The 12,333-nt window shown below is 70.7% G+C and carries 9 protein-coding genes; 5 read left to right on the top strand and 4 right to left on the bottom strand.

Going from position 1 to position 12,333, the window contains the following annotated elements:
• Positions 1–213: 213 nt before the first annotated feature.
• From ACF062_RS22680 to ACF062_RS22665, 4 genes are all read right to left on the bottom strand, one after another.
• Complete coding sequence (locus ACF062_RS22680) at positions 214–1,680, bottom strand: FG-GAP repeat protein (RefSeq protein ID WP_392140687.1); 1,467 nt, start codon at positions 1,678–1,680, stop codon at positions 214–216.
• A gap of 48 nt (positions 1,681–1,728) precedes the next feature.
• Positions 1,729–3,123, bottom strand: coding sequence for an FG-GAP-like repeat-containing protein (locus tag ACF062_RS22675; RefSeq protein WP_392140686.1), 1,395 nt, complete (start codon positions 3,121–3,123; stop codon positions 1,729–1,731).
• A 156-nt stretch (positions 3,124–3,279) separates the two neighbouring features.
• The gene (locus tag ACF062_RS22670) at positions 3,280–4,245 is read right to left on the bottom strand and encodes an FG-GAP repeat domain-containing protein (RefSeq protein WP_392140684.1); all 966 of its coding nucleotides are present in this window, start codon (positions 4,243–4,245) and stop codon (positions 3,280–3,282) included.
• 543 nt (positions 4,246–4,788) lie between these two features.
• Positions 4,789–7,056, bottom strand: coding sequence for a heterodisulfide reductase-related iron-sulfur binding cluster (locus ACF062_RS22665; RefSeq protein ID WP_392140682.1), 2,268 nt, complete (start codon positions 7,054–7,056; stop codon positions 4,789–4,791).
• 352 nt (positions 7,057–7,408) lie between these two features.
• On the opposite strand from ACF062_RS22665, the gene dnaK reads away from it, so the two are divergent.
• The 5 genes from dnaK to ACF062_RS22640 all read left to right on the top strand — a co-directional run bounded on the left by dnaK (position 7,409) and on the right by ACF062_RS22640 (position 12,314).
• A complete protein-coding gene (dnaK, locus tag ACF062_RS22660; protein WP_223775806.1) occupies positions 7,409–9,271 on the top strand; it encodes a molecular chaperone DnaK in 1,863 nt (620 codons plus the stop codon).
• Positions 9,271–9,978: a nucleotide exchange factor GrpE gene (gene grpE, locus ACF062_RS22655; RefSeq protein WP_392140680.1), complete on the top strand. Its 708-nt coding sequence runs from the start codon at positions 9,271–9,273 to the stop codon at positions 9,976–9,978. Before dnaK ends, grpE begins: the two co-directional genes overlap by 1 nt.
• Positions 9,979–10,023: 45 nt before the next feature.
• Positions 10,024–11,214 (top strand): molecular chaperone DnaJ, encoded by a 1,191-nt coding sequence (gene dnaJ, locus ACF062_RS22650; RefSeq protein ID WP_392140678.1) that lies wholly within the window; start codon positions 10,024–10,026, stop codon positions 11,212–11,214.
• 3 nt (positions 11,215–11,217) lie between these two features.
• Positions 11,218–11,673 (top strand): heat shock protein transcriptional repressor HspR, encoded by a 456-nt coding sequence (locus tag ACF062_RS22645; protein WP_223775809.1) that lies wholly within the window; start codon positions 11,218–11,220, stop codon positions 11,671–11,673.
• Positions 11,674–11,795: 122 nt separating this feature from the next.
• Positions 11,796–12,314 carry a hypothetical protein gene (locus ACF062_RS22640; protein ID WP_392140676.1) on the top strand — a complete coding sequence of 173 codons (519 nt, stop codon included), beginning with the start codon at positions 11,796–11,798 and terminating at the stop codon, positions 12,312–12,314.
• The last annotated feature ends 19 nt before the right edge of the window (positions 12,315–12,333 follow it).

The following is a 12,333-nucleotide window of genomic DNA, read 5'->3' as shown; positions in this document are numbered from 1 at the left end:
GGCTGCGTGACCGGCGCGTTCACCGGGCATTGGCCCTGGCGTCACGCTGTGGTCGGCGAAGGGGAGACCGTCGGAGTGGGGCAACGGTTGTATGGGGGCGGGGTGTTGGGAGGAGTTGCCGGGTTTGGTGGGGAAAGGGAAACGCCGGGCGGAGGGAGAAGCTCCGGTCCGCCCGGCGCGTGAGGTCGCGAGTTCGGCGACGCCGCCGATGGCCTACCGGCTCAGCACGGACCCGTACTGCGTGACGCCCGAGAGCCCCAGCTTGCCCGGCGTCACCGAGGTGACCGGCGGGTTCGGGCCGTCCTTGGGGGTCGGGGCGTACCAGACGCCGCCCTTGCCGTCCTCGCCCGGCGCGCCGACCGCGAGGTCCGGGTAACCGTCACCGTTGTAGTCGCCGGTGGTGACGGCCGCGCCGAGGCGGTCGTCGGCCTCGGCGGTGCCCGCCACGTCGGTGGAGTTCTGGTTGAAGGAGGAGCCCACGAACGCCTCACCGGTGCCGAGCGAGGCGAGGACCCAGTAGGCGCCCGCGCTCTTCGCGGTGCCGATCGCCTCCGTGTCGGCGCCGACGATCAGCTCGTCGATGCCGTCCTGGTCGACGTTGGCGGACGCCAGCTGAGTGCCGAAGTTGTCGTCGGCCTCCGCGTCACCGCCGACCGACGGGCTGCTCTGCGTGGTGCAGGAGTCACCGCCGTCGCCGAGCTTGCCGCCCTTCTTGCCGTACACGGTGAGGACGGCGCCGCCGAGCCGGTCCTCGCAGGCAGCGGGCCCCTCGGACTCGGGATTGGGCCGGACGTTGCCGATGGCGAGGTCGGTGGTGCCGTCGCCGTCGAAGTCACCGGCGGCCAGAGCGGTGCGGCTGGTCTCACCGGTGCCCCAGATCGGCTCCCACTCGCCGGACGCCCGGCTGAGCACCCTGGTGCCGTTGGACTCCCCGCCGCCGTATGCCAGGGCGATGTCGTCCCCGCCGTCACCGTCGAAGTCGCCGCTGGTGACGACGGTCGGGCCGGCGAAGTGCCAGCCGTCGATCCGGGACAACGCGGCGGGCGAGCCCGCGGTGAAGGGACCCGGCCGCATCGCGAGCGAACTCGTCTCGTCGCCGTGTGTATTGAGGGCGATGTCCTTGTCGCCGTCCTTGTCGAAGTCGCCGGTGGTGAGGATTCTGCCGAAGCCGCGGGACTCGTCGCTCCCGGAGGCCGCGGTGAAGCCGCCCTTGAAGCCGCTCGCGGAGCCCCACACGACCGCGACGCTGCCCGCGTTCGCGGCGGTGCCCATGTCCTCGCCGGGGGCGCCGACGACCAGGTCGGCGTAGCCGTCGCCGTTCATGTCGTTCGAGTCGACGGCCTTGCCGAACTCGTCGCCCGCCTCGGCCGTGCCGGGCACGCCCGCGGTGGACTGGCTGACCGTCGTCGAGCCGTGGCCGCCGAGGCCGTTCGCGCCGCCCCAGACCACGCTGACATAACCGGCCTTGGCCTGGCCGCCGACCGTGGCGCCCGGCACGCCGACCGCGAGGTCCGCGTAACCGTCGCCGTTGTAGTCGGCCCGCGGCTTCGCGGGGGCGGCGGCGGCGCTGCCCGCCGTCAGGCCGGTCAGGCCGAGGGCGGTGGCGGCGCAGAGCGCGCCCGCCGCGAGGAGCTTGTTGCGCGCGGACTTGCGCGCGGCCGTGCGCACGTACTGAGTCACTGAGAGGTCTCCAGCTGGATGAGAGGGAAAGGTGGCAAGGCGCCGGTGTCAGCGCAGCGTGTGGCCGAAGCCCGCGTCCACTGCGCCGACGCCGAAGTCCTTGCCGTTGAAGGAGGCGGCGTATGACGAGGTCAGGCCCGTCGCCGTGCCACGCAGGACCCAGACGGCGCCGACGTCCCGCGTCGTGCCGATGTCCTCGCCGGTCGCGCCGGTGGCCAGGTCCGCCCTGCCGTTCCTGTTGATGTCCTTGAGGCGTACGGACGTCCCGAAGTGGTCGCCCGGCTCGGCGACGCCGGGCACGCCCGCGGTCTCCTGGTGCCAGGCCTTGCCCGAGGCGAAGGAGCCGCCGGAGGAGGTCAGGAGTGTGACGCTGCCGGTGCCGGCCACCGTGCCGACGCTCTCGCCGGGCGCGCCCACCGCGAGGTCGGGTAGGCCGTCGCCGGTCACGTCGCCCGCGGAGACGGACGCGCCGAAGCGGTCGTCGGCCTCGTCGGCGCCGGGTACGCCGGGACTGTCCTGGTCGTACGTCACCGGGGCACCGAACTTCGCCGCGCCGCCGAGCCGTACGGTGACCGAACCGCCCTTGCCGCCGCCCCCGTCGCGGGAGTTGCCGGTGATGAGGTCGGCGTAGCCGTCGCCGTCGACGTCACCGGCGGTGGCCGCGTCTCGGGTGGCGGTGGGGTCGTCGCCCTCGGCGAGGACCTCGGCCCCGTGGCCGTAGTCACCCGGGCCGCCGCTCATGTGGGCGGTGTAGGCGCCGCCGTCCGCCCGCTCGCCGTACAGGACGAAGCCGATGCCGTCCTTGTGCCGGAAGTTGCCCGCGACCATGCCCGCCAGGCGGACGCCCTCGGGGAGGAAGTCGAACTCCAGGCCGAGCGGGCGGCTGAGGTCGCCGTCGTCGCCGTAGAACCACCAGTTGTCGCCGCTGATCACGGCCAGCTGCGCGGCGCCGTCACCGTCGACGTCGGCCCAGGTGGTGGCCTCGCCGAAGCGGCCCGCGGTGCCGACGGGGGAGTCCACGACCCGGCCCCCGGAGGTGAAGCCGCCCTTGCCGCCCCAGACGACCGTCACCGCGCCGGAGGGCTTGCCCTCGACCTGCTCGCCCGGGGCGCCGACGATCAGATCGGCGTAGCCGTCGCGGTTCACGTCCCCGGTGGTGACGTTCTCCCCGAACTCGTCCTCGGCCTCGGTCACGCCGGGCATCCCGGTGGAGTCCTGGGTGAGGGTGGTGGCCCGCGCGGCGTCCACGCCGGAGGCCGAACCGTAGGTGACGGTGACGGAGTTGGTGCGCGGCGAGCCGATCGCGAGGTCCCGGTAGCCGTCGCCGTTGAAGTCGTCCTTCAGGGCGGAGGCGGCGCTCGCCGGACCCGCCATCGGCAGCGTCAGCCCTGTGGCCGCGAGGGCCGCGACGGTGGCGGTGACGGCCAGGTTTCTTACGCGCACGTGTACTCCCGGAAGGGGCGAGGCGGGACGACGGACAACCGCGGGCTCAGAGTGAGCCTTTGGGCAAGGCTTCGCTTCCGGGTGTGTGACTCGCCAGGCGTACGAAGGGTTGTGCGACGGAAGCGGCACGATGACCGCCGGGTGAACAGGGCTGCTTCAACGGCGGCCGACCCGCACCCCCACGTCGTCGGAGGTGAAGTGCCGCGCCTCCTTCGGCACGAACCCTTTCGGCGTGCCCCGCAGCACCACGAAGTCCCCGTACGGACGCCCGTACTTGTGGGAGTGGACGATCACGTCCCGGCGGCCGTCCCCGTCCACGTCCAGCAGGTCCAGCGGCCCGAAGCTGAACTCCTCCAGGTCGCCGGGCAGGCCGGGGTCGTCCCCTCGTATGGTCTGCTGCCCCTCCGTGGCGGGCCCTCGCGCGCCCGCGGGGAAGAGGAGCAGCCGGTCCGTGTCGGTGAGGCTGAAGCCGGGCCGGGCCGCCACCAGGTCGGGCTTCTCGTCGCCGGTCACGTCGCCGAGCATCGGCGAGCTGCCCCACCAGGTGCCGCTCCCCGTCAGGACCCGGGAGGGCCTGGCGCGGCCGAGACCGGCCTTCGACCCGTGGATGACGGTGAGCCTGCTCCGTGCTCCCGCGCCCTCGACGTGGTGCTCGCCGTTGGCCACGAAGTCGTCGACGCCGTCGCCGTCCACATCCCCGGCCACACCCTGGCGCGGGCCCTCATAGGTGGCCATGGAGTCGAGGCCGGGCGGCACCGGATCGCTGTCCCTGAGCCCGCCGGGGCCGCCCTGGTAGTAGTCGATCTGCGGGGGACGGCCGGTGGGCGGGTCGTCGTTCTGTTCGTAGTCGTCGCCGTTGAACGGATACGTCAGGACCACGTCCGTACGGCCGTCGGCGTCGTAGTCGCCCGCGACGGCCTGCCGGGGGCCGGTGTGGCCGCCGGGGACGGTGGCCGTGCGCGCGGCAGTGCCGGCACCGCGCCGGAAGGGGCCGTACAGCGTCGTCCTGCCGTCGAAGAGATCAGCGGCGCCGTCCCCGTCGAAGTCGCCCGCGGCGGCGGGCCGGAACGCCTCCGCCTCGATGGGCCGGCGCTCGGACAGGCCACGCGGCCCGCCGTACAAGACGTACGTGCCCCGGGCGAACTTGTCGCCGTCGGCGTAGGTGGCCAGATCGGTGAAGCCGTCACCGTCCAGGTCGGCGCGCAGCAGCGGTCCGAACGCCGTGCTGCCGTCGCTCGTGCCCGCCGGCAGGCGCTGCGACCAGTCGGGGCGCAGGCCCTTCGCCGAGCCGTAGACGACGGTGAGCGTGCTGCTCAGGTGCTTGTCGCCGTCCTTGTCCTTGCGGGTGGAGACCAGGACGGTGGCGAGGTCGTCGTACCCGTCGCCGTTGAAGTCGCCCGGCGCGGGGTCCTCGGCGGCCTTGCCCGCGGGCGGCCGCCCGAACTTCCGCCCGCCCTTCTCGTCCGTGCCGCCCTGGCCGAGGACACCGCATCCGGTGAGCAGGAACGCGGCGCAGGCCCATGCCGCTCCGGCCCGCGCCCACCGGCTCGTCAGCTGTCGCTCAGGGACCTCAGGGATCTCAGGGATGGGGACTCCTCGGTCGAAAGGCGTCAGGCCGGTCCCGCCCCGAAGGGCGGAACCGGCCTGAGCACGGTACTGCGGCGGTTACTTGACCGGCTCGGGCTCCGGCGCGTCCGCCGACTCCTCGTCGCCCGCCGGGTCGACCGGCGTCTTCACCGAGTCGAGCAGCAGCTGCGCGACGTCGACGACCTGGAGGGCCTCCTTCGCCTTGCCTTCGTTCTTCTTGCCGTTGACCGAGTCGGTCAGCATGACCAGGCAGAACGGGCAGGCGGTCGACACGATGTCCGGGTTCAAGGACAGCGCCTCGTCGACGCGCTCGGTGTTGATGCGCTTGCCGATCCGCTCCTCCATCCACATCCGGGCACCACCGGCGCCGCAGCAGAAGCCACGCTCCTTGTGACGGTGCATCTCCTGCTGGCGGAGGCCAGGGACGGCGGACATGATCTCGCGCGGGGGCGTGTAGACCTTGTTGTGGCGGCCCAGGTAGCAGGGGTCGTGGTACGTGATCAGACCCTCGACCGGCGTCACCGGGATCAGCTTGCCCTCGTCGATGAGGTGCTGGAGCAGCTGCGTGTGGTGGATGACCTCGAAGTCACCGCCGAGCTGCGGGTACTCGTTGGCGATCGTGTTGAAGCAGTGCGGGCAGGTCGCGACGATCTTCTTCGCCGACTTCGGCTTCTTGGTCTCCGGATCGTCGTCGTCCTCGCCGTACGCCATGTTCAGCATCGCGACGTTCTCCTGGCCGAGCTGCTGGAACAGCGGCTCGTTGCCGAGGCGGCGGGCGGAGTCACCGGTGCACTTCTCGTCGCCGCCCATGATCGCGAACTTGACGCCCGCGATGTGCAGCAGCTCCGCGAAGGCCTTGGTGGTCTTCTTGGCCCGGTCCTCCAGGGCGCCCGCGCAGCCGACCCAGTAGAGGTAGTCGACCTCGGTGAGGTCCTCGACGTCCTTGCCGACGATCGGGACCTCGAAGTCGACCTCCTTGGTCCACTCCACGCGCTGCTTCTTGGCGAGCCCCCAGGGGTTGCCCTTCTTCTCCAGGTTCTTGAGCATCGTGCCCGCCTCGGACGGGAACGCGCTCTCGATCATCACCTGGTAGCGGCGCATGTCGACGATGTGGTCGATGTGCTCGATGTCGACCGGGCACTGCTCGACGCAGGCGCCGCAGGTGGTGCAGGACCACAGGACGTCCGGGTCGATGACGCCGTTCTCTTCGAGGGTGCCGACCAGCGGGCGTTCGGCCTCCGCGAGGGCGGCGGCCGGCACGTCCTTCAGCTGCTCCTCGGTGGCCTTCTCCTCGCCCTCCATGGACTTGCCGCCGCCCGCGAGCAGGTACGGCGCCTTGGCGTGCGCGTGGTCGCGCAGCGACATGATCAGGAGCTTCGGGGAGAGCGGCTTGCCGGTGTTCCAGGCGGGGCACTGCGACTGGCAGCGCCCGCACTCGGTGCAGGTGGAGAAGTCCAGCAGGCCCTTCCAGGAGAACTGCTCGACCTGGGAGACGCCGAAGGTGTCGTCCTCGCCCGGGTCCTCCCAGTCGATGGGCTTGCCGCCGCTGGTCATGGGCTGGAGCTCACCGAGCGCGGTGGAGCCGTCCGCGTCCCGCTTGAACCAGATGTTGGGGAAGGCGAGGAAGCGGTGCCAGGCGACGCCCATGTTGGTGTTCAGGCTCACCGTGATCATCCAGATCATGGTGGTGCTGAGCTTGATCATGGCGGCGAGGTAGACGAGCGTCTGCAGCGTCGCGACGCTGAGCCCCTTGAAGAGCAGCACCAGCGGGTACGAGGCGAAGTACGCGGCCTCGTAGTGGTCGACGTGGTGCAGGGCGCCTTCGAGGCCCCGCAGGACGTAGATCGCCAGGCCGATGGTGAGGATGACGTACTCGACGAAGTACGCCTGGCCCATCTTGGAGCCCGCGAAGCGGGACTTGCGGCCCGGGCGCGAGGGCAGGTTCAGCAGCCGGATGACCATCAGCACGGCGATGCCGAGGGTGGTCATGGCGCCGATGAACTCGATGTACATCTCGTACGGCAGGAAGCCGCCGAGGACCGGCAGCGTCCAGTCGGCCTGGAAGAGCTGGCCGTACGCGGTGACGATGGTCGGCGGCAGCGTCAGGAAGCCGACGGCCACGAACCAGTGGGCGAAGCCGACGATGCCCCACCGGTTCATCCGCGTATGACCGAGGAACTCCCTGACCAGCGTCACGCTGCGCTGGTACGGGTTGTCGGTCCGGTGGCCGGCGGGCACGGGCTGTCCGAGTTGGAAGTACCGGACGAACTGGCCGATGGCGCGAGCGAGCAGCGCTACGCCGACCACGGTCAGGACCAGCGACACGATGATCGCGGCGAGTTGCATTCGGGGGCTCCTCGGGCCTGCGAGGTGGTGATTACTAAGCGGTAACTTATGCAGTCCGTCTGAGACTACCCACTTACTCCGCCGCACTGTAGCCAGCAACCCGGTGATCTGCGTCGCTCAGGCAACCCTTCCCGCACGCGCCGCCCCCGAGGTCGCCCCGGAAGGGGCGCGGGGAACTGCGCGCCCAGCCCCATGCGGCCCGCAGTCGACCACGAACCCCGGTAGGGGCCCACCTTGCGCGTAAGCCCCGGATAAGAGTTGAGCCCCCCTGACTCACATCTGTTGACGCCAGCGCAGCGCTCATGCATCCTTGAGCCAGATCCACTCAAGAAGTACCTCTGGAGGAACCGAAATGGCACGTGCGGTCGGCATCGACCTGGGCACGACTAACTCCGTCGTCAGCGTTCTCGAAGGCGGCGAGCCCACCGTCATCACCAACGCCGAAGGCGCCAGGACCACGCCGTCCGTCGTCGCCTTCGCGAAGAACGGCGAGGTGCTCGTCGGCGAGGTCGCCAAGCGCCAGGCGGTCACGAACGTCGACAGGACCATCCGGTCGGTCAAGCGCCACATGGGCACCGACTGGAAGGTGGACATCGACGACAAGGGGTTCAACCCCCAGCAGATCTCCGCGTTCATCCTCCAGAAGCTGAAGCGCGACGCCGAGGCCTACCTGGGCGAGAAGGTCGCCGACGCGGTCATCACCGTCCCGGCGTACTTCAACGACTCGGAGCGCCAGGCGACCAAGGAGGCCGGTGAGATCGCGGGTCTGAACGTCCTGCGCATCGTCAACGAGCCCACCGCCGCCGCCCTGGCCTACGGCCTGGACAAGGACGACCAGACCATTCTGGTCTTCGACCTCGGTGGCGGCACCTTCGACGTCTCGCTCCTTGAGATCGGCGACGGCGTCGTCGAGGTGAAGGCCACGAACGGCGACAACCACCTCGGTGGTGACGACTGGGACCAGCGCGTCGTCGACTACCTGGTCAAGCAGTTCAACAACGGCCACGGCGTGGACCTCTCCAAGGACAAGATGGCGCTCCAGCGCCTGCGCGAGGCGGCCGAGAAGGCCAAGATCGAGCTGTCCTCCTCCACGGAGACCACGATCAACCTCCCCTACATCACGGCCTCCGCCGAGGGCCCGCTGCACCTGGACGAGAAGCTCACGCGCGCCCAGTTCCAGCAGCTCACGTCCGACCTCCTGGAGCGCTGCAAGACGCCGTTCCACAACGTCATCAAGGACGCGGGCATCCAGCTCTCCGAGATCGACCACGTCGTTCTCGTCGGTGGCTCCACCCGCATGCCGGCCGTCGCCGAGCTCGTCAAGGAGCTGACCGGCGGCAAGGACGCCAACAAGGGTGTGAACCCGGACGAGGTCGTCGCCATCGGCGCCTCGCTCCAGGCCGGTGTCCTCAAGGGTGAGGTCAAGGACGTCCTGCTCCTCGACGTGACCCCGCTGTCGCTTGGTATCGAGACCAAGGGCGGCATCATGACGAAGCTCATCGAGCGCAACACGACCATCCCGACCAAGCGCTCCGAGATCTTCACGACGGCCGAGGACAACCAGCCGTCGGTCCAGATCCAGGTCTACCAGGGCGAGCGCGAGATCGCGGCGTACAACAAGAAGCTCGGCATGTTCGAGCTGACGGGCCTGCCGCCGGCCCCGCGCGGTGTCCCGCAGATCGAGGTCTCCTTCGACATCGACGCCAACGGCATCATGCACGTGACCGCGAAGGACCTCGGCACGGGCAAGGAGCAGAAGATGACCGTCACCGGCGGCTCCTCGCTGCCGAAGGACGAGGTCGACCGCATGCGCCAGGAGGCCGAGCAGTACGCGGACGAGGACCACAAGCGCCGCGAGGCCGCCGAGTCCCGCAACCAGGGCGAGCAGCTCGTCTACCAGACGGAGAAGTTCCTCAAGGACAACGAGGACAAGGTCCCGGGCGAGGTCAAGACCGAGGTCGAGGAAGCCGTCAATGAGCTGAAGGAGAAGCTCAAGGGCGAGGACACGGCCGAGATCCGCACCGCCACCGAGAAGGTCGCCGCCGTCTCGCAGAAGCTGGGCCAGGCCATGTACGCCGACGCCCAGGGCGCGCAGGCGGCCGGTGCCGAGGGCGCGGCCCCCGGCGCCGACCAGGCCAAGGAGGACGACGGAGTCGTCGACGCCGAGATCGTCGACGACGAGAAGCCCGGTGACGCGAAGGGCGGCGCTGTCTGATGACCGAGGAGACCCCGGGTTTCGGCGAGAGCGCCGAGAAGCCTGACGTCCCCTCTGGCGCCACCCCTGACGACGCGGCGCCGAAGGCCGCCGAGCCCTCCTCCGAGGAGGGCCCGGCGGCCCCGGCCGGGGACGCGGAAAGCAAGACGTCCGCCCAGGACGTGGGCCTGACCGCACAGCTGGATCAGGTGCGCACCGCGCTCAGCGAGCGCACGGCGGACCTCCAGCGGCTGCAGGCCGAGTACCAGAACTACCGCCGCCGGGTGGAGCGGGACAAGGTGACGGTGAAGGAGATCGCCTCGGCGAACCTCCTCTCCGAGCTCCTCCCGACCCTCGACGACATCGGCCGCGCCCGTGAACACGGCGAACTGGTCGGCGGCTTCAAGTCGGTGGCCGAGGCGCTGGAGACCGTCGTCGCCAAGATGGGCCTCCAGCAGTTCGGCAAGGAGGGCGAGCCCTTCGACCCGACGATCCACGAGGCCCTGATGCACAGCTACGCACCGGACGTCACCGAGACGACGTGCGTCGCGATCCTGCAGCCGGGGTATCGCATCGGCGAGCGCACCATCCGCCCCGCGCGGGTGGCCGTCGCCGAACCGCAGCCCGGCGCGCAGACGGTCAAGGGCGACGAGTCCTCGGCCGAGGCCGACTCCCCCTCCGCCGATGAGGCGAAGGACAAGGAGACCGGTGGCCCGGACGAGGGCTGACGTCAGCAACGCATCTGTCGTACGTAGGAAGGAGGGACGTCGGGGATGAGCACCAAGGACTTCATCGAGAAGGACTACTACAAGGTCCTCGGCGTCCCCAAGGACGCCACCGAAGCCGAGATCAAGAAGGCGTACCGGAAGCTCGCCCGCGAGAACCACCCGGACGCCAACAAGGGCAACGCCAAGGCGGAGGAGCGCTTCAAGGAGATCTCCGAGGCGAACGACATCCTCGGTGACCCCAAGAAGCGCAAGGAGTACGACGAAGCGCGTGCTCTCTTCGGCAACGGCGGATTCCGGTCGGGTCCCGGAGCCGGCGGCAGTTCGTTCAACTTCGACCTGGGCGACCTCTTCGGAGGCGCCCAGGGCGGGGGCGGAGCGGCCGGCGGCGGCTTCGGGGGCGGTCTCGGTGACGTCTTCGGGGGCCTGTTCAACCGCGGCGGCGCGGGTGCCGGTACAGGCACGCGTACGCAGCCGAGGCGCGGCCAGGACATCGAGTCCGAGGTCACGCTGAGCTTCACGGAGGCGGTGGACGGCGCGACGGTGCCGTTGCGCATGTCCTCCCAGGCCGCCTGCAAGGCCTGTTCCGGCACCGGCGACAAGAACGGCACGCCGCGGGTGTGCCCGACCTGTGTCGGCACGGGACAGGTCTCACGGGGCGGCGGCGGCGGTTTCTCGCTGACCGATCCGTGCGTGGACTGCAAGGGCCGGGGCCTGATCGCCCAGGACCCGTGCGAGGTCTGCCACGGCTCGGGGCGCGCGAAGTCGTCCCGCACCATGCAGGTGCGGATCCCGGCGGGGGTCAGCGACGGCCAGCGGATCAGGCTCCGCGGCAAGGGCGCCCCCGGTGAGCGGGGCGGTCCGGCCGGCGACCTGTACGTGGTCGTGCACGTCGACGCCCACCCGGTCTTCGGCCGCAAGGGCGACAACCTCACGGTCACGGTGCCGGTGACGTACCCCGAGGCGGTGCTCGGCGGTGAGGTCAAGGTCCCGACGCTGGGCGGGCCTCCCGTCACCCTGAAGCTGCCGCCGGGCACGCCCAACGGCCGCACCATGCGGGCCCGCGGCAAGGGCGCCGTCCGCAAGGACGGTACGCGGGGCGACCTGCTGGTGACGGTGGAGGTGTCGGTCCCGACCTCCCTGTCGGACCCGGCGAAGGAAGCACTGGAGTCCTACCGCAAGGCGACTGCGGGCGTCGACCCGCGGGCAGAACTGTTCCAGGCCGCGAAGGGAGCGTGACCCATGGATAGGGTCGGCCGTCGTCGCAATCCGTATCAACTCACCGACGATACGCCGGTGTACGTCATCTCGGTGGCCGCCCAGCTGAGCGGCCTCCACCCGCAGACCCTGCGCCAGTACGACCGCTTGGGCCTGGTCTCCCCGGACCGCACCGCGGGCCGGGGCCGCCGCTACTCCGCGCGCGACATCGAACTGCTGCGCACCGTGCAGCAGTTGTCGCAGGAGGAGGGCATCAACCTCGCCGGCATCAAGCGCATCATCGAGCTGGAGAACCAGGTCGCGGCGCTCCAGTCGCGGGTCGCGGAGCTCTCCGCGGCCGTGGAGGGAGCGGCCGCCGCCATGCAGCAGCGGGAAGCGGCGGTGCACGCCTCGTACCGTCGCGACCTCGTCCCGTACCAGGACGTGCAGCAGGCGAGCGCGCTGGTGGTCTGGCGGCCGAAGAGAACGACGGAGCAGTAGCGACCGCCCTCATTCATGACGCACGACTCATGACGCCGACTCATGGCGTACGCGGGGCCGGGAGGGGAACCTCCCGGCCCCTTCGCGCGTTGCGGTGGGCGACTTGAGGGAAGTGGGATGCCATGGCCATGGTGGGGCTGTTCTGGATCGCCGAGGGCGATGTGTACGTGGGCGCGAAACCGTCCGGTCTGGCGGCCGGCGTGCGCCTGACCCCGGAGGGCGTACTGGCCCTCGGTGACAAGCAGTCAGGGATGTGGCCCTGGGAGGACGTACACGCCCTGGCGGTCGACGGCGCCCCCGTGAGGACGCTGAAGCGGCAGGTGGGCGCCCTGGTGGACATGGCCCTGACGGTCGGCCTCGGCGGTGGCGACACGGCGCCGACGGTGACGGTGCGGCTCGCCGACGCGCGGGGCGCCGAGCATGAACTGACCGCTTACACCGCCGCGGCGACGGGCTACTCCGCCACGGAGTACGACCTCTCGCGCGACCTCCTCGCCCGCCTCACCCAGGGCGCGGGCACCCTCCTGACGACACTGGCGGCGATGGCGGAGTGGGGGCGCGGCCGGGAAGGGGGGACGCCGAGGACGGCGGAGCGGGAGGCGTTGCTGAGGGAGTGGACCGGGGCGGGGGCCGACGGGTGAGGCGCCGGCCGGCCGTGCC

The sequence above is a fragment of the Streptomyces sp. NPDC015345 genome, from assembly GCF_043078805.1.
In the GTDB taxonomy this organism is placed as follows: Bacteria; Actinomycetota; Actinomycetes; order Streptomycetales; family Streptomycetaceae; genus Streptomyces.
The sequence above is the reverse complement of the archived record's forward strand: the minus strand, read 5'-3'. Positions and strand labels throughout refer to the sequence as shown.